This is a genomic window from Bacillus sp. C1 (assembly GCF_054570475.1).
This window is the reverse complement of sequence record NZ_JBTMZT010000005.1, coordinates 112,045-135,063: the sequence shown is the minus strand read 5'-3', so window position 1 is coordinate 135,063 and position 23,019 is coordinate 112,045. Positions and strand designations below refer to the sequence as shown.

The window sequence follows — 23,019 nt, the reverse complement described above, 5'->3', positions numbered from 1 at the left end:
TCCTTTATACTTTATCTTCGCCCAGCCGTTTGCTTTTCCTACAATCGCTACTTTTTCTCCATTTTTTAAACTTCCGAGAATCGCACTGTTTGTGTTTGCTGCGCTTCTTACTCGTAAGCTCGTCGCATTGATCGTTCCGCTCTCTTGCTTACCATTTCCAGTTGTTTCTGACGGCTTCTCTTCCGTTTTCCCGCCTTCTACTTTCACAAACTCTAGCGAAATATAGCCTTCTTTTCCTTTATACTTTATCTTCGCCCAGCCGTTTGCTTTTCCTACAATCGCTACTTTTTCTCCATTTTTTAAACTTCCGAGAATCGCACTGTTTGTGTTTGCTGCGCTTCTTACTCGTAAGCTCGTAGCGTTGATCGTTCCGCTTTCTTGCTTACCATTTCCAATTGTTTCTGACGGCTTCTCTTCTATTTTTCCGCCTTCTACTTTCACAAATTCTAGCGAAATATAGCCTTCTTTTCCTTTATAACTTATCTTCGCCCAGCCGTTTGCTTTTCCTACAATCGTTACTTTTTCTCCATTTTTCAAGCTTCCGAGAATCGCACTGTTTGTGTTTGCTGCGCTTCTTACTCGTAAGCTCGTAGCGTTGATCGTTCCGCTTTCTTGCTTACTACTCTCGATCGTTTCTGACGACTTCTCTTCCGCTTTTCCGCCTTCTATTTTCACAAACTCTAGCGAGATATAGCCTTCTTTTCCTTTATAACTTATCTTCGCCCAGCCATTTGCTTTTCCTACAATCGTTACTTTTTCTCCATTTTTCAAGCTTCCGAGAATCGCACTGTTTGTGTTTGCTGCGCTTCTTACTCGTAAGCTCGTCGCATTGATTGTTCCGCTCTCTTGCTTACCACTCTCGATTGTTTCTGACGGCTTCTCTTCTATTTTTCCGCCTTCTACTTTCACAAACTCTAGCGAAATATAGCCTTCTTTTCCTTTATAACTTATCTTCGCCCAGCCGTTTGCTTTTCCTACAATCGTTACTTTTTCTCCATTTTTCAAGCTTCCGAGAATCGCACTGTTTGTGTTTGCTGCGCTTCTTACTCGTAAGCTCGTAGCGTTGATCGTTCCGCTTTCTTGCTTACTACTCTCGATCGTTTCTGACGACTTCTCTTCCGCTTTTCCGCCTTCTATTTTCACAAACTCTAGCGAGATATAGCCTTCTTTTCCTTTATAACTTATCTTCGCCCAGCCATTTGCTTTTCCTACAATCGTTACTTTTTCTCCATTTTTCAAGCTTCCCAGAATCGCACTGTTTGTGTTTGCTGCGCTTCTTACTCGTAAGCTCGTCGCATTGATTGTTCCGCTCTCTTGCTTACCACTCTCGATTGTTTCTGACGGCTTCTCTTCTATTTTTCCGCCTTCTACTTTCACAAACTCTAGCGAAATATAGCCTTCTTTTCCTTTATAACTTATCTTCGCCCAGCCGTTTGCTTTTCCTACAATCGTTACTTTTTCATTTTTTGTAACATATCCAGCAATCGAACTTCCTACGGCAGGACTATTTCGTACATTCAAGCGTGTAGCTGTCACAACACCACTTTCTTTTTGGTCACTATTAATTGTTAAATGTTGTTTTGTTTTAGCATTGGGCTCTAATGCTTCCATCTTTAAAAATTGCAATGCTACATAACCTTCTTTTCCGTCATGAAAAATTTTTGCCCAATCCTTTTCTTTTCCTAAAACTTGTACAGTTGTCCCTTTCTTTACATTTCCTACAACTTTACTTTGTGCTACCGGTTGTTCAAGTATATTTAAATTTGTTGCATTCACTGTCGCTAAATTTTCATCTTGTGCAAAAGCATTTGTAGAAATAAAAGATGCTGCTGTTGCTAAAAATGTACCTGTTATGATTTGTTTTGTTGTTTGCTTCATCTATTCATTAGAATATAAACACTGTTATATTCTTTAACCCTCCCTTACTAAATTCAAATTACTATTTAATTTTAACACATCTACTCACATTCATTTTTCAAATATAATGATCAATTCCCCTCTAACATAACCCCTCAACGAACTCTATTATTTTCTTCATTTGGTTTTTTTTGCATAAAATACTTTCCAATATGCAATATTACAAACGATGTATTTTAGATGAGACAATGATTTCGTATCAAGGAGGAAAATAATGAAACAAATCATTACTGTAGCATTCATACTATCTCTGTCTTTTTTTAGCGGCCTAAGTAATGGACATGCTGCTAAATATGAATTTCCTGAAATAAACAGCAAGACGATTGCTCAAGACAGCTATTATGCCCAACAAGAAGATGGCACACAAAAGGGTAGCAACGGCTCGCAAGATGGCAATGGCTCGCAAGATGGCAATGGCTCGCAAGGCGGCAATGGCTCGCAAGGTGGCAATGGCTCGCAAGGCGGCAATGGCTCGCAAGGTGGCAATGGCTCGCAAGGTGGCAATGGCTCGCAAGATGGCAATGGCTCGCAAGGCGGCAATGGCTCGCAAGATGGCAATGGCTCGCAAGGCGGCAATGGCTCGCAAGATGGCAATGGCTCGCAAGATGGCAATGGCTCGCAAGATGGCAATGGCTCGCAAGGCGGCAATGGTTCGCAAGGCGGCAATGGTTCGCAAGGTGGCGCTGGCTCACAAGATGGCAACGGTCCTCGCGGTGGCGCTGGCTCACAAGATGGCAACGGTTCTCGCGGTGGCGCTGGCTCGCAAGGTGGCGCTGGTTCACAAGATGGCAACGGCTCTCGAAGTGGCGCTGGTTCACAAGGTGGCAACGGCTCTCGAAGTGGCGCTGGTTCACAAGATAGCAACGGCTCTCAAGGTGGTGCTGGCTCACAAGATGGTAACGGCTCTCGAGGTGGTGCTGGCTCACAAGATGGCAACGGCTCTCAAGGTGGCAACGGCTCTCAAGGTGGCAACGGCTCTCAAGGTGGCAATGGGTCACAAGGTGGCAATGGGTCACAAGGAGAACAAGGTGGAAAACTGCCTAACACAGCTACTCATTATCCTACAACTATCTTAATGAGTGCCACTATGCTTATTTTTGGTATTGTTCTATTTATCTTTAGAAAAAGAGTAAAATAACTAAAACGAAATAACTCCATCTAAAAATACATGCTAAGCATATATATGGACCTTTATCTAGAATTTTAACAATTCGAGATAAAGGTCCATTTTACAAATCATATAATCTGTACAAACATATTTGGATTACTACTGCAGATGATCGCACTATTCTTATAAAAAGGGATGCACCTACTTTAACGATAACACCTTAAACAAGTTCATCTTTTGCTTTACTCTTAATACGCTTTACCCCAATACACCATATGCTCTGCTTTTTTTCCACAACATACACATTCTTGCGCTAATTCTTCCTGCTTAAATGGTATGCAACGTGATGATACACCTGCTTCTTCTTTTAATTTTTCTTCGCAAGTAAGCTCACCACACCACATCGCTTTAATAAAGCCTTGTTTATCATCAGCTACTCGCTTCAGTTCTTCAAAAGTTGTAACGCTACATGTGTTTGCATCACGAAATACCTTTGCTTTATTGAATAAAGAAGTATGAATTTCCTCCAATAATGCTGCAACACGCTCTTCTAATTGATCCATTGAGACGAATTCTTTTTCTTTCGTATCACGTCTAACGAGTACGACTTGATTTTTCTCAATATCTTTTGGACCAACTTCTAAACGAATTGGAACACCTTTCATTTCATACTCATTAAATTTCCATCCTGGTGTTTTGTTACTAGCATCTATTTTCACACGTGCAACTTTTTGAATACGCTCTTGCAACTGTGCTGCTTTTTCTAACACACCCTCTTTATGCTGAGCAATGGGTACAACCACGACCTGCACTGGTGCAACTTTCGGTGGCATAACGAGTCCGTTATTATCACTATGAACCATAATCAGTCCACCAATCATTCTTGTCGACACACCCCATGATGTTTGATGTACATATTGCCATTTTCCATTACGATTTAAAAATTTAATATCAAATGCTTCAGAGAAATTCGTACCAAAATTATGAGATGTTCCTGTTTGAAGCGCTTTTCCATCATGCATTAAACTTTCAATCGTATATGTTGCCTTTGCGCCAGCGAACTTTTCTTTCTCTGTTTTTTGTCCTTTAATTACCGGAATCGCTAAGTAATCTTCACAAAAAGATGCATACAGATTCAAAATATCTAATGTTTCCTTCTGAGATTCTTCTGCCGTTTCATGAATCGTATGGCCTTCCTGCCATAAAAATTCAGTCGTACGAAGAAATGGCCTCGTCGTTTTTTCCCAGCGGACGACCGAGCACCACTGATTATATAATTTAGGTAAATCATTATAAGACTGAACAATTTTTGAAAAATGTTCGCAAAATAAAGTTTCAGATGTCGGACGAACACAGAGTCTTTCTGCTAACTTCTCATCTCCTCCATGTGTAACCCATGCTACTTCAGGAGCAAATCCTTCTATATGATCCTTCTCTTTTTGCAGTAAACTCTCTGGAATAAACATTGGCATATAAACATTTTCATGACCACATGCTTTTAGTTTTCCATCCATTACTTTCTGGATATTTTCCCATAATGCATACCCATACGGGCGTAAAATCATACACCCTTTTACGCTTGAATAATCAACAAGTTCTGCTTTCTTCACAATATCTGTATACCACTGTGCAAAGTCTTCTTCCATTTTTGTAATGGCCTGTACTTGTTCTTTTGCCATATTCTTTTCCTCCTTAAAAAAATAAAAAAAGCCCGTGTCCCCAAAATAGGGACCGAGCTTTCGCCGGCGTTACCACCCTGATTCATGCACAAAAATTGTACATGCTCTCTTTTTGATAACGGGAACTTCCCGCTGCATATGCAGAACGCAAAGGCAGGTTCCATGTCGCCTCTTTAAGAATCTTACAGCCAAATGGATTCTCTCTCTGTAAAAAAGGTGGGACATGTACTAATCCTTTTTCATCGTTATGACAAGATAAATTTTCCTCATATCATAATATAAATTCTATTTCAAAACAATAGCTAATTTTCTTATTTTTATATATTCTTTTCATCTGTTTCTGTTTTATACACTAAGTCTATACATAACTTTTTCGAAAAAGTTTTACAATTTGATGAGCAATCATACCGATAAGTGTTCCCACTAAAACAAAGAAACACGCAATACCGTATCCCATTCCATCCCATCCACCAATAGCGAAGATTGTAATCGGAAAGAATGTTAAACAAAGCAGAATTACAATAAGTGCAAATATAATATCCAACGGTCTCTTTGGAAATTGCTTCTTTAATAAAAATGACACCGCAAATACAATGAGAATTGTTACTGCTCCAATGATAAAAAACATTTCAAACCCATCCATCCCATATACCCTCCTTCCATTCATTTCCTTATAATTCATTATATGTTTTAAAATTCAAAAAATAAATAATAAACTTTCTTCAAAAATAAGTTTTTATAACCAGGTATTAATAGTAATATATAATAATAAGTTATATAACAGGAGGTATATATAATGGGCCATCCATTAACAAATCATGTAATTGTTTTATCTTTTGACTGTTTATCAGCTTTAGATTTTCCTATATTACAAGAACTTCCTCATTTTCGTTCTTTAATCGAGCGAGGTGCAATTGCAAAAAAAGTCGAAGCCATCTATCCTTCTGTAACGTATCCAAGCCACGCTACTATTGTAACTGGTAACTATCCTAACAAACACGGTGTTGTAAGTAATACATTACTTCAACCTGGAAAGGAATCACCAGATTGGCATTGGTACCGCCATTCTATTAAAGGAACAACGTTATATGACGAGGCAAAAAAAGAAAATTTAACAACCGCCGCCCTTCTATGGCCTGTTACAGGAAGAGCAAAAATAGATTATAACTTGCCTGAAATCTTTCCAAATAGACCGTGGCAAAATCAAGTCCTTGTTTCATTATTTAGCGGGAGCCCCCTGTACCAACTAGATTTAAATCGTCGTTTTGGTCATATTAGAAACGGATTATCACAACCTGAGCTTGACGATTTCGTTCTCGCTTCTGCCTTATACACCATTCAAACTAAAAAGCCTAACATTATGTTTGTACATTTTACAGATTTAGATACACAAAGGCACTATTACGGATTTTCTTCTAAGGAGACAAATGCCGCTATTCATAGGCATGATGAAAGACTAGGAAAGATTATTCAAACATTAAAAGATTGTAATATATACGAAGAAAGTACCATTATCGCTCTTGGGGACCATAGTGCTCTAAGTGAAAATAAAGCGATTCAATTAAACGTTTTGTTTCATCAAAGGGGACTCATTTCTGTAAATAAAAGTGGAAAATTAATAGATTGGACAGCTTATTGTCAAAGCTGTGATGGTTCTGCTTACGTGTATGTAAAGGATAAAAATGATACCAAAACGATACAAACTGTCCAACGTCTTTTAGAAGAACTTCTTCAAGATAAGCAAAATGGAATCGAATTTATACTCCATGATGAAGATGCGAAAGACCGCGGTGCTGATGAAAATTGTCTCTTTATGCTCGAAGCACGTGAAGGCTATTACTTTACCCAAAACTATACAGGAGACTTTATAAAAGAAATCACAGAAAAAGATGTAACTCCTAGTAAAAAATACACGTTTGGTACACATGGATATTCTCCAACAAAACCAAACTATGAGACCATCTTCATGGCTGCTGGAAAAGGCATTCGTCAAGGTGCGATTATCCCATATATGCGTCTCATTGACGAAGGACCTACCATCGCACGATTACTCGGATTACACCTTGGTGAAACCGACGGAACTGTAATAGAGGATTTACTTCAATTGTAAAGAAATTTGTATATATGTAAAAGTTACGTAAAACTTACCTCTGTTTCTCTTTTTCCTATTTTTATTTTTGTACACTAATGTTAGAACGACTATAAGGAGGAACATGATATGAAAAAAATGTCCAGGCAAGAAAAAAGCTGGATATTATATGATTGGGCAAACTCGGTATACTCACTCGTCATTACAACTGCACTATTTCCTATCTATTTCAAAGCTGCTGCAAAAGAAGCAGGTCTATCCGGAGCAACTTCAACAGCTTTTTGGGGATATGCGAATTCTTTCTCGACACTTTTAATCTCTATTCTTGCTCCTATTCTCGGTACAATTGCTGATTATAAAGGGTTTAAAAAACGCTTTTTCACATTCTTTTTTGGACTCGGTATTATATTTACAAGTATGCTAGCTGTTGTTCCGACATCGCAGTGGTATTTCCTATTAGGCTGTTATATGCTCGCTTTAGTTGGATTTGCTGGGGCAAATATTTTTTATGATGCTTTCTTAGTGGATGTAACATCAGAAGATAGAATGGACCGAATTTCAACACGCGGCTTTGCATTAGGTTATATCGGGAGTACAATTCCTTTTATCGGCTGCATTGCTCTCATTATCCTTGCCCAAAAAGGAACAATCCCACTATCGGTCGGCATCGCAAGTCAAATTTCCTTTGCCATTACGGCTCTTTGGTGGGGACTATTTACAATTCCCATGCTCAAAAATGTGGAGCAAACACACTATATTGAGCGACACCCAAAACCAATTACAATGAGTTTTAAACGTTTAGCTCATACCTTTAAAAATATCCGTCAATATCGTACTGTTTTTTTATTCTTACTTGCTTATTTCTTCTACATTGATGGTGTCGATACAATTATTACCATGTCTACAGCTTATGGAACAGACCTTGGTATTAGTGCAACAAACCTACTTATTATTTTGTTTGTAACACAAATTGTCGCTTGTCCATTCGCTTTACTGTATGGGAAACTATCCGAAACATTTAAAGGAAAAAAAATGCTATATGTCGGTATTATTATGTATATCATTATTTGTTCATACGCCTATTTCTTACAAACAACACTCGATTTTTGGATTTTAGCAATGCTTGTTGCAACTTCTCAAGGCGGAATTCAAGCACTTAGCCGATCCTATTTTGCTAAATTAGTTCCAAAAGAATCCGCAAATGAATTTTTCGGTTTTTATAACATATTCGGTAAGTTCGCAGCCATTATGGGACCCGTGCTAGTTGGTGTAACAACCCAAATAACAGGAAAAACAAACGCTGGTGTACTAAGCATTATCATTTTATTTATAATCGGTGGTTTCATACTAACGAAAGTACCGAAAAATGCTACTTCTGTTACACCATCTGCTCCAAAATCGGAAACACTATAATGAATACTCCCCCACTTAGCAAAGCTTGAAGTGGGGGTTTCTAACGTTTCGGCCTAACGGACGATTAACGTCAGTGGAGTTAACACACTAGCGAGCTGTTTCACGCCTAACCCCTCTATCCCGTTTTTCCATGCATTCGGGACTACTTTTCGTAAAATATTCGCCGCAGCATTTACGTCTGCGTTGATTTCGATGCCTTTTGCAGAACGATACATACCACGTTTTATTCGTTTTCCTGAAAAAGTTGCATGTTGGTCATTTATTCCATACATTGGAATGAAGTCATGATCTAGAAAACTTGCTTTTGACGTGTACGATTCCTCGGTTACAATAACTTGCATACCTACTGCATTTGCCTTGTATGTAATCATTTGAATCAATACAATATGCGAGATATGGCAAAATGTTTGGTTATTTTTCTTTCCCATATCAGTTTCTTGTTTCCAACTTTTGTTTTGGCCAATAACGATTTGGCAAACTCTCTCTTCTTGAGCCAGTTTTACAATATGATGACTCGCTTTATGAAAGATGTCTTTTATTTTCAGGTAACGCTTTTGATGAAGTTTTTCTATTCTTTTTGAAGTAAAAGGCCCTTCACGTGTTTGTTACAATGGTTGCAAGGTTATCAATACCTAAATCAATACTCATATAACGACCATTCTCTTCAACAATTTGTTGTTCTGAAGGAACATCTAACACGAATTCCACTACATACTCATTGTATTTTGGAATGACACGAACTTGTTTTAGTTTCCCTTCAGTAAACCCCAATTTCCCAATATTTAATTGCAATTTTGTCTTTGGAAACTTTAAAAACGTATCATTTTTAATGACACAATCTTGGTTTGTATACAAGATTTCCTTTTCAGAAGAGCGAATATACTTTGGAATGCTAGGTTTTTTAGTGTATTTGTGGGGATTCCTTTTATAATCTTTTAAACTAGCAAAAAAAGACTTCCAATTTTGGAATACGTTTTTCATGATGGATTGACTAGATTGTGTAGGCAAAGCACGATAATCATTCTGAATCATTGCTTTAAATAATGCATCCAGAAAATTGTAATCTACATACGGTTTTTCTGTAGTTGGTTCTGAAAACAAATTACATTTCACTTCTTTTTGTTTTTCTTTTGGTTTTGTTTTCTCTTTTTCCACATTCTTTTGATAGGCAAGAATTTGTGTCTCATTCATCTTCCTCATGTTTTTAGCGATTGTATCTAAAACTTCTTTTTGTAAAGGTTGCAACTCCTTATTTTGTGTCAAACCTGTATACACTTGTCGTATATAAAAATTTGTCGTGTTGTACATATTCTTCGCATGTTGGCAAGATTCTTGAAAATAAGAATACATACGATGTCCTTTTTTAACCCAAATTTGAAGCGTTTTATAATTTGTTTGCTTTTCCGTTGTCATTTTTTCACCTCCTTATTACGGATATTATACCAAAACAAGAACGTACGTTCTTATTATTTTATTTGAACATAAAATATTTTTTTCGATTCACCTCACCATCTTCACATATGTTTAGAGGTGGGAGTCCTCTCGAAAGATATAATAGAAACTGCCCCTTTTCTTTATAAGAAAAGGGGCAGTTTCTATTATCCTATTATTATCGTTTCACTACTATAATCCATTTTAATTTTCCCGCACCTAATTCGTAGTTGTGTAAACACAAGAAGTTCTCCAATCACTTTCTCCTTCTGTCTTCACATGGCATGGGACTAATGGAGGCACTGACCGCTTCTACCCACATGCGGATCCTCTCTCTCCTCAAAAAGGAATAGTTTATGTTATTTTTCCAATCTGTACTGAATATTATGATTCTAATTTCCCCATACCTAATTCGCAGTTATGAAAACAAAATAAGTTCCCCGCTCACTTTCTTTTTCTGTCTTCACATGGCATGGAGCCAATAAAGGCACTGACCGCTTCTATCCATGGGCGGTCTTCTCTTCTCCCGAAAAGAAATGGTTTTATTTCAATACGCATTTATATAAAAGTATTACTGCTTATACACAAATAATTGATCAACCGTTGTTCCTAACACTTCAGCTAAACGAAAGGCAAGGGCTAAACTCGGATCATACTTATTATTCTCAATTGCATTTATCGTCTGTCTTGACACTTTACACTTATCAGCTAATGCACCTTGTGAAATATTCTTTTCCGTACGCAATTCGTAAATTTGATTTTCCACATTTTTTCTCCTAACCTGTAAAATCGTTTTTACAACATCAGTATATATTTGACACATAAAGTTGTCAAAAAATCTCCACGACAAAAAAGGAGCCTAAATTGCTCCTTTTTCTAATACACCCTCTCTATACAAACGAATCTGTCCCCCTTGTTCGTTCCACTTTTTCTGTTTTATTTGCAACCTCTTTTCCTATTCTCATATGTAAAATAGGTAAAATTGCCAATAAAATGAGTGACATTGCTATACAAAATACAATTATTAGTGAGGTCACTTCTTTTAATCCACCAGCTAATGAATTTCCAATTAACATCATTCCCATAAAAAGTGGTAAAATTGTACCATTTACACGTCCTACCATGTTTTCCGGTACGAGCTGAATCATAAGTGTTCCAACAACAACGTTAACACAAGCTAAACAAATCCCTGTTCCAAATCGCATGAAACTCGTGATCCAAAATGATGTAGACATCCCTTCTACGAGAAAAGATATAGCCAATACAGTCATACCAAACACAAACATTTTTTTAGGATGTACTTTTGAAATAAAAATGGCTGCAACGACTCCTCCAATTAACATACCTATTCCATCAGCCGCTGCTAAATATTGAACAGCTTCCTTTTCCATTCCTAACCGTTCAATAACAAGAAAAATTTCTAATGGATTTGTTAAGCCTACTGCTAAACCAATAATTGCAAAAGTAATTGTAATCATATATAAATTTTTTGTTTGAAGTACATACACCCATCCCTCTTTTATATCATTCCATAAGGAGGTACTCTCTCGTTTCTCTTTTTCTATCCATCTTGGCAAAAACGAAAGAGTTATAGCAGATAATGCAAACAGCCCAATTAAGCCGTATAGTGACGTAAACAACCCAAGCTGCGTATACACAATCGATCCTACAACAGGACCAAAAATCATAAATAACGACTGTAATGTTTGGTTAATTGCAATTGCGTTTGCAACATGTTTTTCTTCTACATAACGTTTAAATATTCGCGATGATGAAGGCTGAGAAAATTGTCCAACAATTGCTGAAACAAACGCCGCAAAAAATATAGCCTGCCAATAATCCATTTGTAACAAGAAAACAATCCCGATAATAGACAACATACTTAGTATATCTCCAGCCACCATCGTTCGCTTCGGATTCCAGCGATCCGCTAACGCACCGCCAATGAATGAAAAAATAAAAATAGGCGCATATTCCATAACCGATAATAATGAAACTGAAATGGGATTATTATTTGTTCGCTCCATAATGAAATACAAAAGTGCCATATTTCGAATCCAAATTGCAAACTGTTGTAAAATATCCGACGCCATAACAAGCATAAATGCTCGATTTTTACATAAATCTTTCATGTTACTCCTCCTCTTATAAACCGACCGTTCAGTCTAAAATAGTATAAAAGAAAAGCTGCTGGTTTATGATTCAGCTGCCAATCCTTGTAATAATACATCAATTGCTGTCTTATAGATTCGCTTCATTTCTGCAGAATCTAACTCGTAATACAGTACGCCAAGCCCCGATAGTAAGCCATTGATAATATACATAAGATCACGAATATCCCCTTGGCGGAACTCTCCAGAATTTATGCCTTCTTCAATTAATTTCTCAAAAACAACATATGATGCTCTTGCCAAAACAAGCATTTCATCTAAAATGTCTTTACTCACAACTTGACTCATCGAAAATTCTTCAACTGTACTAAAAATAGGGTGCTGTGTGTCTTCTACATAATACTCTGCAAGACCGTATAATTTTTCCGTACTCGTACGATACTGTCTTTCTTTTTCATTCCATTTTTCAAGCCAATCATACGTATGTTGTTTTACGACAAATAAAAATAATTCTTCTTTACTTTTAAAGTGATAATAAATGCTACCTTTACTACGTTTCGTAATTTCACAAATATCTTCCATAGATGTTGCAGCATATCCCTTTTGTGAAAATAACTCTTCTGCTTGATACGCTATTTCTTTTTTTATCTCTTCTGCGCTTTTTCTCATGATTACACCTCACATAAAGTGAAACTTTAATCAGTGGGAGGTCTTCATCCCCCACTGATTATTAGCCCTCACCAATCGGGCTTTTACGGGCAGTTGATCCTCCACCTATCTTCCTTTCTTCTCTTTGAATCTTGAGATAGGGCTCTTACTGCCCGTTAATGCGGGATAAACCGACCGTTCAGTCTAATATTAACAAATATAAAACCCCTTTTACAAGAGGCTATACTCTTTATTTAAGAAAACATATTTTCAAACCACATTCGAAGTGTGTGGATCATTCCAATCTTAAAAGCAAATTTGGCAACGAAAACTCCTCCTGCAGCTAGTACAAACAATGCTACTTTCCCTTTATTTTTAACTTTTGGTTTCTTCTCCATGTTTCTTCCCCTTATAACATCATATATTCCTTATTTTTCAATATGATACGTTTAAACAAACGTTTGTTTAGCTGATTCTATATAGGTTCAAGTCAATTAATCAAACGTTTGTTTAAAAAGAAAAACGCCCATAAAGAGCGTATTTTTCATTAATCTCCACCGCCGCCACAGCTGCCGCCATCTCCACCAGAAAAACCGCTATCTCCTCCAAAAGAACTACCACAATCATTTGAGCTATCTGACCCCGTGAAGAAAAATGGTGTGGAAGTAGTTGTTGTTGTCGTACTATCGCCTTTATTTGTTTTATATAGATTTACTTTTCTTTTATTTGCTCTAGTTGATTTGACAATCATTCCAATTAAAACTAAAAATAATAATGCCGCTATGACAAATCCCATATAAAAACCCCCTTTATTCTTCTAATAATTGTAATACTCGTTCTATTTTCTCTAAAGAAATGAATCTTGATTCCCGAAGTATTTCCTTACCTTCATGAAATAATAAAACAGTTGGAGCTGTAAATACTAAATACTTCCCTGAAATTGCTCTCATATCCTGTAGTGAAATTACAATGTTTTCTACACCTTGATATCCTGCTAATAGGCGATTTACTTTCTGTAACATTACATCACAAACACCACAGTTTTCGGTTTTTATGAATAAAAGTAATAATCTTTGTTCTTCAATATATGAGGCTAACTCTTCTATCGTTTGAAACTTTCCCACGCCATCCCTCCTAACGGAATTTACGAAACATTTGATCTTGATACATACGAAATACAGAATTTCCTTTTATTTTTCTCTTTTCCATTAGCTGTTGAAATCGAAGAGTTTTTGCTGTTAACTCCTCTTTTAATTTTGCTCTCTCTATTTCATCGTAACAACAAGTTATTAAATCTTCTATTTTCAATATATCCTTTTGCAGTTCCATCTCTGCTGGAATCATTCCAGCATTTTTCAAAATCTTATAACTCATTCTAAGGTCTGGTGGCACCATTGATATGTCTTCTAATTGCAGTGGCTTCCCTTTACCAGGAAGATCATCAAGATCACCATTATTGATTGCTTGACGAATTTTTTCTTCAGCAATATTTAAGAAAACGTCCATTCCGTCCTCACCCTTACATATTTTTACTATTATTTTACATGAATTTTCACAATCATGCTATAATACGGAACAATAACTTCACACAATTTTTTCTCAACTTATTCTCTAAATTAAAATTCTCGGATTAATTTGAACAATCCATATGCAAATAGTTCCCACTATGCCAATATTGATAATTGAGAAAATCTGTTCTTCCTAAATAAAGCGTTTACACTAAATCTTACATTTGTTACGATGTAACCATTCTCCCTCTTGTATAGACTTCGTGATGTCTGTTCGTTTCTATCACTCTAGACGTTTTTTACGTCTAGACTCATTTTGGTTTATTGGCACCCGCCTTTAAATAACAAATTACAATTTAGAAAGGGGAAATTATTATGAGGTCAAAAAAATTCACACTGTTATTTCTATCACTACTACTCTTCCTACCTACTTTTTTAGTAAACTTTATTACGCCTAGCTTTGTATCAGCAGATTCCTCCAAAACAAATCAAAAAATTGTTGGCTATTTTCCTTCATGGGGTATCTATGGCCGAAACTATCAAGTTGCTGACATTGACGCTTCAAAACTTACACATTTAAACTATGCATTTGCTGATATTTGTTGGAATGGGAAACATGGAAATCCATCTACTCATCCTGATAACCCAAATAAACAAACTTGGTCTTGTAAAGAATCTAGCGTACCGCTGCAAAATAAAGACGTACCTAACGGAACTCTTGTATTAGGCGAACCTTGGGCTGATGTTAATAAATCCTTCCCAGGCTCAGGTACAACATGGGAAGATTGTGACAAGTATGCTCGCTGCGGAAATTTTGGTGAATTAAAACGCCTTAAAGCAAAGTATCCTCATTTAAAAACAATTATATCTGTTGGAGGCTGGACTTGGTCTAATCGCTTTTCTGATGTCGCTGCTGATGAAAAAACCCGAAGAGTGTTTGCTGAATCGACAGTTGCCTTTCTCCGTGAATATGGATTTGACGGTGTCGATTTAGATTGGGAATACCCAGGAGTGGAAACTATTCCAGGAGGAAGCTATCGTCCTGAAGATAAGCAAAACTTTACTCTCCTTCTTCAAGATGTAAAAGATGCTTTAAATAAAGCTAGTACTGAAGATGGGAAACAATATTTATTAACAATCGCTTCAGGTGCAAGTCAACGCTATGCTGATAACACAGAATTAAAGAAAATTTCTCAAATTGTCGACTGGATTAACATCATGACATACGATTTCCACGGCGCTTTTGAAGCAACGTCTAATCATAACGCTGCTCTTTATGGAGATCCAAAAGACCCTGCAGTTGGTACAAAGTTTTATGTAGATGGCGCTATTGAAGTTTATAAAAACGAAGGCGTACCAGCAGATAAAATTGTATTAGGTGTCCCTTTCTATGGACGCGGGTGGAAAAGTTGTGGGAAAGATAACAATGGACAATATCAACCTTGTAAACCAGGAAGTGACGGAAAATTAGCCTCTAAAGGAACTTGGGATGATTATTCTACCGGAGATACGGGCATACATGATTATGGTGATTTGGCAGCTAACTATGTAAACAAAAATGGTTTTGTTCGTTACTGGAATGACGCTGCAAAAGTACCATATCTATACAACGAAACAACTGGAACATTTATAAGCTATGATGATACTCAATCTATGAAACATAAAACAGATTATATAAAAGCAAAAAATTTAGGTGGAGCAATGTTTTGGGAATTAAGCGGTGATTGCCGTACAAGCTCAAAATATAGTTGTAGTGGACCGAAACTAATTGATACGTTAGTTAACGAATTACTAGGTGGTCCTATTAATCAAAAAGATAATGAAGCACCAACAAATGTAAAAGACATTACCGTTACAAATAAAAATTCAAATCTAGTCCAATTATCATGGTCTGCATCTACTGATAATGTTGGTGTCCAAGAATATGAAATAACTTCTGGAACTGAGAAATGGACAACAACTACGAATAACATTACCATTAAAAATTTAAAGCCAAATACAGAATATACTTTTTCAATTGTTGCAAAAGACGCAGCTGATAATCAATCGCTACCGTCTACCATCACTGTCAAAACTGACGATGGCTCTACAACTTCACCAGGTGGAAATGGTAATGTGGACTTTACAGTTACTTCGAACTGGGGAAATGGATACAATTTCTCTATTACAATTAAAAATACAGGAACAACTCCTATTAAAAACTGGACTATAGAATTTGACTATAACGGAAACCTAAATCAAGTTTGGGACTCTAAACTTGTAAGTAATACAAATAACCATTATGTCATTACAAATGTAGGCTGGAATGGTGATATTCCTGCTGGGGGAACAGTAACAATTGGTGGAGCTGGCACAGGCAATCCTGCAGAAATTGTAAACGCTGTAGTATCTGGAAATTAAGCAACAAGCGGTATCTCTTCTCTACTGAGATACCGCTTGTTTTATTTCCTTACATTTTGAGTGGAATCCGCACATAAGAATAATCGAGCCTTTTTATACATCCATTTTGATTCATAAGATAAAGTGAAACTTTAATCAGTGGGGGGCTTCATCCCCACTGATTATTAGTTGAATGAATCGGGCTTTTACGGGCAGCCCGACTCCCGCCTAACTGCCTTGCATTTGCTGAACTTTGAGGTGGGAGTATTTATCCCGCAAATAGCGGGATAAATACTCCCTAAAAAATAATAAGTAATGCTATGTACAATGCATACTCTTCATTACTATACTAAATAATAGTACATACAAGAAAAGAGGTTACATTTTATGCAGGAACATCCATCTATACAAACTCTTCTATTATCTCAAATAGAAAAACTAGCGCAATCTTTCCATTATGATTTTTTATATGAAGTTGAACAGCAAAAAACGCTATGCCAAATTCTTTTAAGAGATGATAATGGATCAATTGTAGCAACACCTCTTAGTTTTCATATGTCGATAAACGAATTTACTGGCAAAGGTGAATTGGTTTTCTATCACGAGCATGGTGAATTTCATCGCCAAAAGTTTGATATTTATACAGAAGACAGCCTTGTTAAGTTACTGTTGTTCATTCAAGAACGTTTACAAATAAATCAGTGAAAACAATGAAGCAGCTACAAAAGATAGCTGCTTTCATTGTCTCCATACTTATATCCATTTTAATGTTCAGATATCTCAGTCGCGGTTATGAAAACAAAAAAAGTTCCACGCTCATTCCCTCCTTCTGTTTTCATATGGAATGGGGCTAATCAAGGCACTGACCACTTCTATCTATGAGCGATACTCTCTTCCATCTCAAAAGAATGGTTTTATTTCAATACTTATTGATATAACTCCTACTAAATTTCTCTCTTATCTTTTCGTAACATTCATTTGTTCCATATCCCAAATTCGTGTCACCCAAGACTCATAAAAAGAAGGCTCATGAGAAACAAGTAAAATTGTTCCTTGATAATTTTGCAAAGCCTCTCCTAGCGCCTCTTTTGCATATACATCTAAGTGATTCGTTGGCTCATCTAAAATTAAAAAGTTACTTCTTGCTAGCATCAATTCACATAAACGTACTTTTGTTTGCTCTCCACCACTTAAAGAACATAGCAACTGCCTAATATGGTCTGCCTGTAAACCACATTTTGCTAAAGCTTGCCTAATTTCTTTTTGGGTCATGTCTGGCCGCGTTGACCATACTTGCTCGAGAGGTGTAATTTCAGCTGCAAATTCTTCTTGCGCAAAATACGCTGGCTGTACTCTCTCTCCAATACGAACCGCTCCGCTTATTGGTTCTAGTTGACCTAGTAACGTTTTTAACATCGTTGTTTTCCCTATGCCATTGTGACCAACAATGGCAATTTTCTCACCTCTTTTCACTTGTAAGTTAAGCGCTGGAAATAATGCTTTTGTATAGCCAAATTGTATTTTCTCCGCTTGTAATATACGACTCACTGGTTCAACATGAGCGTGGAAATGAAATCGTGGTTTTGATACCTCGTTAATTTTTTCTACCTTTTTCATTTTCTCCAATACCTTTTCACGGCTTTTCGCCTGCTTTGCTTTTCGAACTTTATTCTTTTGAATAAAACTTTCTAAATTTACAATTTCTTTTTGTTGTCTTGCATAGGCGGATTGTAATTGTTGTTTCTGAAGTTGATAACTTTCTAAAAACCTTTCGTAATTACCCGGATAGCGTCTTATTGTTTGCCCCTCTAAATGATAAATAACATTTGTAATGTTGTTTAAAAATGATTCATCATGCGAAACGACAATATAAGCATGCTCATACACTTGTAAATATGCTCTTAGCCAATCTATATGAACTGTATCTAAATAATTTGTTGGCTCATCCAGCAATAAGACGTGTGGCTTCTCTAAAAGAAGTTTACCAAGTAATAACTTTGTACGCTGACCACCACTTAATTTTGAAACATCTTTTTTCATCCCTAAATCTAATAAACCTAAACCAGCTGCTACTTCTTCTATTTTTGTATGAACTTGATAAAAGTCTGAACCTTCTAGTACACTTTGTAATTTTCCATATTGCACTAATAACTGCTCTAAATCCGTTTCCTTTGCCATCTTTTCAGCAATAACCATCATTTCACTTTCAATCATATACAGATGAGAAAATGCACTTTGCAAGTATTCCTCAATTGTGATTCCTTCTTGTAAATCAATATGCTGCTGTAAAAAACCGACTTTCACATGTGGAAACCAGTCAATTGTTCCCTTATCAGATAAAATCTCTCCTGCTAAAAGGCGAAGTAACGTGGATTTCCCTGCACCATTACTCCCAACAAGCCCAACATGTTCACCTTGTAATAATCGAAAACAAGCGTTATACAAAATTGTTTTATCTCCATACGTATGCGTAAGATTTTCTACTGTTAATATACTCATCATCGTTCTCTCCTTTTCTTTATAACTAACAAGCCAAATAGAGAGAACAGCAAAATAAAGATCTTATTTACTTGTGTATATACGAAAAATGGGTAAGGTGAACACACCTTACCCATTACAAATTATTATTGTAAAAAAGGATTAAGGCTCTTTACCTGCTGTCTTCAATTTGGCTTAAACTTTAAAAATGGGCAGACTTCTCCCATATCAAGCTAAAACCATTTGAAGAACAGTTGATAAAGTCATCTTATCCTTTCACCCCTTTATAAATCATTATTGTCTTATAATAAGCATGTACCATGCTCTTATATTTTATTCGCTATCAATCTTTTTGTTCCTCTTTTTCATTAAAAATTTCTTCGTACATTTTCTCCATTACATAAGGACTTGTAAAATCTAAAGTTAGTGATTTCCACATATGAATTCTTCTCTGTAATTCCATTCCATACTCCTTACTAATTATCTTCCTTACTTCTGGAATATGTTCTTCTTCTTGGAATTGTTTTATCGATTTCTGTTCACCTGTTTTATAATCTGTTAAACAACCGATGACTCCTCTGCCATGTTCTTGTGATTGTTCTTCCAAATCAAACAGAATCGTATGTATACATCCTGTTACAAGGAACATTTCTCGGTGAAGTTGTCCTCTTGCTTGCTTATTCATAATTCGATAAAAAGTATTCTTCAATCCATAAAACGTATCTTTCTCATCAAATTCATCATATTTTTTACGAAGCAGCACAAATTTGGCTAACTCCGCTCTTGCATCTATACATTTTAATAAGTCTGTTACGAAAGATATCGCATGCTCTACGTATCCTCTTTGAATTATAGAATCTGTAAATTCATCAAATACCTGTTGAAATCTCTCTACTAAAAAATTTCCCGTAAGTTCTGATATTTCTTCTAAAAATTCGTTACGTAATTTCATTAAGTCAACTAATTTTTCTACCTCTTCTGCTGTTACATCAGAATCTGCCACTAAACCAAGCTGCATCATGCTAATCTTATTCTTTAATTTTGGCTTTATCTCTTCTACATTACTTGCATTTAATTCATCTATCATTTGTTGAATCGTTTTACTCATCATATCTCCTCCACAAAAAAAAGCCTCTTAACAGTAATTATAACAAAAACTGTTAAGAGACTTTCATTACTTCTGCATGTAAGGAGCTAATATACTTAAAATCTCCGCTTTGTCTTCTTTTAACTCAAGGGACGTTAACATGTCCATCGTTCGAGGACGTGGTAAATTCACATGTACTTCCCCAATAATCGTAGCTGGCCTTTGTGATAGAATGAAAACACGATCAGATAATAAAATCGCTTCATCTAAGTCATGCGTTACCATTACAATTGTTTGTTTTTCTTGATGCCAAGAATGTAAAAGCCAGCGATGCACTTCCATTTTTGTAAAGGCATCTAGCTTACCAAACGGTTCATCCAGTAACATAATCGGCTTTTCACATAAGTAGGTACGAAGGAAACTAATACGCTGGCGCATACCACCTGATAGTGCGTCTGGATAATGATTTGCATATTCAGCTAGACCAAACTGCTCTAAGGCTCCCATTCCTTCTGTAAGTCGCTCTTTCTTTGGCTTCCCTTCAATTTCTAACGGCAACACAATATTTTGCAATGCTGAGCGCCACGGCAGTAACAAATCTTGCTGCGGCATATAACTTACAATATCCTGTTTTTGAACAAGAGTATCGTTATAGATTACCTCACCACTAGTCGTCTCTTCAACGCTCGCAATCAAATTTAATAATGTGCTTTTTCCGCAACCACTTGGACCTACGAAAGAGACAAATTCTCCTTCTTGTATAGAGGCATTAATCTGTTCTAATACATTTTTTCCATCAAATGCTTTCACAACATCTTTTATTTGTAATCCATTCATTTTTCACTTGGAAGGAATTCATTTGTAAAAGCATCTTTTACATCAATTTTCTTTTTAATCACCTTATTATCATGTAAGAAATTCATGTAATTCGTCCAAACTTCTTCCTTCTGTACCCCCCACGCTTTCGCATCATCTTGATACTTCGTACTTAACCACTCTTGACTCTCTCGTACTAACTCTTTATTAATATCAGGTACATTTTCAATTAAAATATTAGCCGCTTCTTTCGGCTCTTTAATTGCGAAATTATACCCTTCTGCTGTTGCACTCATAAATTTTTTCACAAAATCTTTATCATTTTTCGTATGTTTTTCACTCGTAATAATGACTGGACTATAAAAATCTAATGCCGGATCTAAATCTTTTACCATAATTGTATTTAATTCTTTTCCTTGGCGTTTTGCTTCAATGCCATCCCAACCATAATAAATCCATTCAAAATCTGCATCACGGCCAATTGATTTAAAGAAGTCTGTTTGTCCAAGAACAATTTTTTCTACTTTACTAAAATCTGCTTGATGCTTATCCATAATTGTTTTTAACGTCGCTTCTTCTGCTGGTGTTCCCCAGCCTCCATAACGCTTCCCTTCAAAATCTTTCGGAGAAGTAATATTATCTTTTTTTAGTGATGCAAATGCTGATGTATTATGTTGAATAATTGCTCCAACTGAAACAACTGGAATTCCTTCAACACGAGCTGATGTTACGTTTTCTTGAGCACTTATGCCAAAATCTGCTTTTCCTGAAGCAATCATTTGCTCCGCTGTAACATTATCACCTGGCTGAATAATTTCTACGTCTAAACCTTGTTTTTTATAGTAGTCTTTCGTTTTTGCTACATATAAACCAGTATGGTTTGTATTTGGGAACCAGTCTAAAACAACTTTTACTTTTTTCCCTTTATCTGTACTCTCTTCTTTCTTCGCTGCATTACAACCAACAACACCAGCTGCTAGTATTGCAGCTAGCATTACTTTTAGACCTTTTTTCATTTTCTGTCGTCCTTTCTGTATATCCAAGGTGCTGTTAGTCTTGCCATACATTCTACGATAAAATACAAGAACAAGGTCACCATAACAATAATTGCTGCAATACCAAATACACGAGCTGTTAAAAAGGATTTCGTTGCACGTGTAAGCATGACACCTAAACCTTCACTCGCTCCAAGCCATTCCCCAATAATCGCTCCCATCACGCTATATGTAACAGCAATTTTCAATCCAGAGAAAAAGTATGGAAGAATAGCGGGGAATTTCACCTTTTGATAGATTTGCCATTTCGTTGCACGCATTGTTTGTAATAACTTGAGCATGTTTTTATCTACCGTTTGAAAACCTTCTAAAATACTAAGTGCAATCGGAAAGAAACAAACAAGAATAACAACCATCACTTTCGGAAGCATCCCATATCCAAACCAAATAATAAATAAAGGGGCTAACACGACAATCGGAATGGTTTGTGAAATAACGAGTAATGGATTAATTAAAATGCGGAATAACGGAATAACATCCATAATAATTGCAATACTCGTTCCAAGTACAATCGCAAAAAATAAGCCAATGACAACCTCTTGCAATGTTTGTATCGTATTTGGTAATAATAAATCCTTCATTCCAATTAGTTCCTGTACAATTGCAGAAGGTTTCGGCAAAATCCACTGTTCAACTTGAAATAATGAAACCGCTCCTTCCCATATGACAATGAGAAGGATCAGCCAAATTGTTGTAATTGTTATGCTAGATCGTTTCTGGTTTTTCATATTCATCACGGTACTTCCAAACTTTCTCATCAATCGTTACACCTGTACTTGGGCGATAGTGAATTTTAATAGAAGTAATAACCTCTTCCGCTCCAGCATCGACGCAAGCTTGTTGCGCACGCTTAATGACATCTAAAAGCACATCTAATTCTCCTTCTAGTGTTGTTTCCATCGCTCCTACTTCATAACGAACTCCCGATTGTTGTACAACTTCAATTGCTCTATCAACAACTGTATATACATCTTTCGTTTTTGCTTGTGGTACGACTGAAAATGAAATTGTAACTTGTTGTGACATATTAAAATCCCCCTTACAAAATATGTTTTTGAAAAAGAAAAGGCTTTCCTACAAAATACGTAGGAAAGCCTTGCATGCAAATTATTATATGATAACATCTGCTTACATAACTTTAAGTAACTCCCTACGCTGGCATTATCCAGATCAGGTTGAGGGTCGATGCTTACTTACATCCTCTCAGCCACTTGGCTCCCCGGTCTTAATTCGTTTTCATTGTAGCATGTTTTATTTTTTCAAACAAATCCGTAGTCTTTTTATCATATTTATCCCATCA

21 protein-coding genes, 1 pseudogene, 1 riboswitch and 1 other annotated feature are annotated in these 23,019 nt (G+C 36.3%); of the genes and pseudogenes, 5 read left to right on the top strand and 17 right to left on the bottom strand.

Translation table 11 applies throughout. The annotated features are described in order from the left end of the window. The coding region (locus ACX5JI_RS16715; protein ID WP_459502158.1) for an SH3 domain-containing protein at window positions 1–1,878 on the bottom strand (1,878 nt) is incomplete at its 3' end. 253 nt (window positions 1,879–2,131) lie between these two features. Between ACX5JI_RS16715 and ACX5JI_RS16710 the strand changes: the two genes are divergently transcribed. Further along, complete coding sequence (locus ACX5JI_RS16710; RefSeq protein WP_459502157.1) at window positions 2,132–3,055, top strand: cell wall anchor protein; 924 nt, start codon at window positions 2,132–2,134, stop codon at window positions 3,053–3,055. Between the two features lie 218 nt (window positions 3,056–3,273). On the opposite strand, the gene proS is transcribed toward ACX5JI_RS16710, so the two are convergent. After that, entirely contained in the window at window positions 3,274–4,704 is a 1,431-nt protein-coding gene (gene proS, locus ACX5JI_RS16705) for a proline--tRNA ligase (protein WP_459502156.1), read from the bottom strand. Between the two features lie 44 nt (window positions 4,705–4,748). After that, window positions 4,749–4,956, bottom strand: a binding site (T-box leader). A 106-nt stretch (window positions 4,957–5,062) separates the two neighbouring features. Continuing rightward, window positions 5,063–5,347, bottom strand: coding sequence for a YesK-like family protein (locus ACX5JI_RS16700; protein ID WP_459502155.1), 285 nt, complete (start codon window positions 5,345–5,347; stop codon window positions 5,063–5,065). 153 nt (window positions 5,348–5,500) lie between these two features. Between ACX5JI_RS16700 and ACX5JI_RS16695 the strand changes: the two genes are divergently transcribed. Continuing rightward, window positions 5,501–6,814, top strand: coding sequence for an alkaline phosphatase family protein (locus ACX5JI_RS16695; protein ID WP_459502154.1), 1,314 nt, complete (start codon window positions 5,501–5,503; stop codon window positions 6,812–6,814). A 108-nt stretch (window positions 6,815–6,922) separates the two neighbouring features. After that, window positions 6,923–8,206, top strand: a complete 1,284-nt coding sequence (locus tag ACX5JI_RS16690) for an MFS transporter (RefSeq protein WP_459502153.1) — start codon at window positions 6,923–6,925, stop codon at window positions 8,204–8,206. 53 nt (window positions 8,207–8,259) lie between these two features. On the opposite strand, the pseudogene ACX5JI_RS16685 reads toward ACX5JI_RS16690, so the two are convergent. The 8 genes and pseudogenes from ACX5JI_RS16685 to ACX5JI_RS16650 form a co-directional block, all read right to left on the bottom strand. Then, window positions 8,260–9,619, bottom strand: a pseudogene (locus ACX5JI_RS16685) (RNA-guided endonuclease InsQ/TnpB family protein). A gap of 589 nt (window positions 9,620–10,208) precedes the next feature. Further along, window positions 10,209–10,460: a helix-turn-helix transcriptional regulator gene (locus ACX5JI_RS16680; protein ID WP_459502238.1), complete on the bottom strand. Its 252-nt coding sequence runs from the start codon at window positions 10,458–10,460 to the stop codon at window positions 10,209–10,211. 67 nt (window positions 10,461–10,527) lie between these two features. Next, entirely contained in the window at window positions 10,528–11,769 is a 1,242-nt protein-coding gene (locus ACX5JI_RS16675) for an MFS transporter (RefSeq protein ID WP_459502152.1), read from the bottom strand. 63 nt (window positions 11,770–11,832) lie between these two features. Further along, window positions 11,833–12,417 carry a TetR/AcrR family transcriptional regulator gene (locus tag ACX5JI_RS16670; protein WP_459502151.1) on the bottom strand — a complete coding sequence of 195 codons (585 nt, stop codon included), beginning with the start codon at window positions 12,415–12,417 and terminating at the stop codon, window positions 11,833–11,835. Window positions 12,418–12,650: 233 nt separating this feature from the next. Beyond that, window positions 12,651–12,794 carry a histidine kinase gene (locus ACX5JI_RS16665; protein ID WP_459502150.1) on the bottom strand — a complete coding sequence of 48 codons (144 nt, stop codon included), beginning with the start codon at window positions 12,792–12,794 and terminating at the stop codon, window positions 12,651–12,653. 149 nt (window positions 12,795–12,943) lie between these two features. After that, on the bottom strand, window positions 12,944–13,192 hold the full coding sequence (locus tag ACX5JI_RS16660) for a YxzE family protein (protein WP_459502149.1): 249 nt from the start codon (window positions 13,190–13,192) through the stop codon (window positions 12,944–12,946). Window positions 13,193–13,205: 13 nt separating this feature from the next. Then, window positions 13,206–13,520, bottom strand: coding sequence for a thioredoxin family protein (locus ACX5JI_RS16655; protein ID WP_459502148.1), 315 nt, complete (start codon window positions 13,518–13,520; stop codon window positions 13,206–13,208). A 10-nt stretch (window positions 13,521–13,530) separates the two neighbouring features. After that, complete coding sequence (locus ACX5JI_RS16650) at window positions 13,531–13,902, bottom strand: DnaJ family domain-containing protein (protein ID WP_459502147.1); 372 nt, start codon at window positions 13,900–13,902, stop codon at window positions 13,531–13,533. A gap of 377 nt (window positions 13,903–14,279) precedes the next feature. Here ACX5JI_RS16650 and ACX5JI_RS16645 point away from each other — a divergent pair, with 377 nt between their 5' ends. Together ACX5JI_RS16645 and ACX5JI_RS16640 are read left to right on the top strand one after the other, a co-directional pair. After that, a complete protein-coding gene (locus ACX5JI_RS16645) occupies window positions 14,280–16,304 on the top strand; it encodes a glycosyl hydrolase family 18 protein (RefSeq protein ID WP_459502146.1) in 2,025 nt (674 codons plus the stop codon). A gap of 366 nt (window positions 16,305–16,670) precedes the next feature. Further along, window positions 16,671–16,988, top strand: a complete 318-nt coding sequence (locus tag ACX5JI_RS16640) for a hypothetical protein (RefSeq protein WP_459502145.1) — start codon at window positions 16,671–16,673, stop codon at window positions 16,986–16,988. Between the two features lie 252 nt (window positions 16,989–17,240). Here the strand turns inward: ACX5JI_RS16640 and ACX5JI_RS16635 are convergent, their stop codons facing one another. From ACX5JI_RS16635 to ACX5JI_RS16610, 6 genes are all read right to left on the bottom strand, one after another. Beyond that, window positions 17,241–18,782, bottom strand: coding sequence for an ABC-F family ATP-binding cassette domain-containing protein (locus ACX5JI_RS16635; protein ID WP_459502144.1), 1,542 nt, complete (start codon window positions 18,780–18,782; stop codon window positions 17,241–17,243). Window positions 18,783–19,104: 322 nt separating this feature from the next. After that, a complete protein-coding gene (locus ACX5JI_RS16630; RefSeq protein ID WP_459502143.1) occupies window positions 19,105–19,869 on the bottom strand; it encodes a hypothetical protein in 765 nt (254 codons plus the stop codon). 66 nt (window positions 19,870–19,935) lie between these two features. Then, window positions 19,936–20,685 (bottom strand): ABC transporter ATP-binding protein, encoded by a 750-nt coding sequence (locus tag ACX5JI_RS16625; protein WP_459502142.1) that lies wholly within the window; start codon window positions 20,683–20,685, stop codon window positions 19,936–19,938. Continuing rightward, the gene (locus ACX5JI_RS16620) at window positions 20,682–21,680 is read right to left on the bottom strand and encodes an ABC transporter substrate-binding protein (RefSeq protein WP_459502141.1); all 999 of its coding nucleotides are present in this window, start codon (window positions 21,678–21,680) and stop codon (window positions 20,682–20,684) included. Before ACX5JI_RS16620 ends, ACX5JI_RS16625 begins: the two co-directional genes overlap by 4 nt. After that, complete coding sequence (locus ACX5JI_RS16615; RefSeq protein WP_459502140.1) at window positions 21,677–22,453, bottom strand: ABC transporter permease; 777 nt, start codon at window positions 22,451–22,453, stop codon at window positions 21,677–21,679. The genes ACX5JI_RS16620 and ACX5JI_RS16615 overlap by 4 nt, the downstream gene beginning before the upstream one ends. Beyond that, on the bottom strand, window positions 22,425–22,745 hold the full coding sequence (locus ACX5JI_RS16610) for an MTH1187 family thiamine-binding protein (protein ID WP_459502139.1): 321 nt from the start codon (window positions 22,743–22,745) through the stop codon (window positions 22,425–22,427). The genes ACX5JI_RS16615 and ACX5JI_RS16610 overlap by 29 nt, the downstream gene beginning before the upstream one ends. Before the next feature lie 104 nt (window positions 22,746–22,849). Further along, window positions 22,850–22,951: riboswitch (TPP riboswitch) on the bottom strand. Between the last annotated feature and the right edge of the window lie 68 nt (window positions 22,952–23,019).

Excerpts from the sequence above, each read along its gene's own strand:
- ACX5JI_RS16710 (WP_459502157.1), top strand. The coding sequence starts at position 2,132 with ATGAAACAAATCATTACTGTAGCATTCATACTATCTCTGTCTTTTTTT.
- proS (WP_459502156.1), bottom strand. The coding sequence starts at position 4,704 with ATGGCAAAAGAACAAGTACAGGCCATTACAAAAATGGAAGAAGACTTT.
- ACX5JI_RS16700 (WP_459502155.1), bottom strand. The coding sequence starts at position 5,347 with ATGGATGGGTTTGAAATGTTTTTTATCATTGGAGCAGTAACAATTCTC.
- ACX5JI_RS16695 (WP_459502154.1), top strand. The coding sequence starts at position 5,501 with ATGGGCCATCCATTAACAAATCATGTAATTGTTTTATCTTTTGACTGT.
- ACX5JI_RS16690 (WP_459502153.1), top strand. The coding sequence starts at position 6,923 with ATGAAAAAAATGTCCAGGCAAGAAAAAAGCTGGATATTATATGATTGG.
- ACX5JI_RS16680 (WP_459502238.1), bottom strand. The coding sequence starts at position 10,460 with ATGTGTCAAATATATACTGATGTTGTAAAAACGATTTTACAGGTTAGG.
- ACX5JI_RS16675 (WP_459502152.1), bottom strand. The coding sequence starts at position 11,769 with ATGAAAGATTTATGTAAAAATCGAGCATTTATGCTTGTTATGGCGTCG.
- ACX5JI_RS16670 (WP_459502151.1), bottom strand. The coding sequence starts at position 12,417 with ATGAGAAAAAGCGCAGAAGAGATAAAAAAAGAAATAGCGTATCAAGCA.
- ACX5JI_RS16665 (WP_459502150.1), bottom strand. The coding sequence starts at position 12,794 with ATGGAGAAGAAACCAAAAGTTAAAAATAAAGGGAAAGTAGCATTGTTT.
- ACX5JI_RS16660 (WP_459502149.1), bottom strand. The coding sequence starts at position 13,192 with ATGGGATTTGTCATAGCGGCATTATTATTTTTAGTTTTAATTGGAATG.
- ACX5JI_RS16650 (WP_459502147.1), bottom strand. The coding sequence starts at position 13,902 with ATGGACGTTTTCTTAAATATTGCTGAAGAAAAAATTCGTCAAGCAATC.
- ACX5JI_RS16645 (WP_459502146.1), top strand. The coding sequence starts at position 14,280 with ATGAGGTCAAAAAAATTCACACTGTTATTTCTATCACTACTACTCTTC.
- ACX5JI_RS16640 (WP_459502145.1), top strand. The coding sequence starts at position 16,671 with ATGCAGGAACATCCATCTATACAAACTCTTCTATTATCTCAAATAGAA.
- ACX5JI_RS16635 (WP_459502144.1), bottom strand. The coding sequence starts at position 18,782 with ATGAGTATATTAACAGTAGAAAATCTTACGCATACGTATGGAGATAAA.
- ACX5JI_RS16630 (WP_459502143.1), bottom strand. The coding sequence starts at position 19,869 with ATGAGTAAAACGATTCAACAAATGATAGATGAATTAAATGCAAGTAAT.
- ACX5JI_RS16625 (WP_459502142.1), bottom strand. The coding sequence starts at position 20,685 with ATGAATGGATTACAAATAAAAGATGTTGTGAAAGCATTTGATGGAAAA.
- ACX5JI_RS16620 (WP_459502141.1), bottom strand. The coding sequence starts at position 21,680 with ATGAAAAAAGGTCTAAAAGTAATGCTAGCTGCAATACTAGCAGCTGGT.
- ACX5JI_RS16615 (WP_459502140.1), bottom strand. The coding sequence starts at position 22,453 with ATGAATATGAAAAACCAGAAACGATCTAGCATAACAATTACAACAATT.
- ACX5JI_RS16610 (WP_459502139.1), bottom strand. The coding sequence starts at position 22,745 with ATGTCACAACAAGTTACAATTTCATTTTCAGTCGTACCACAAGCAAAA.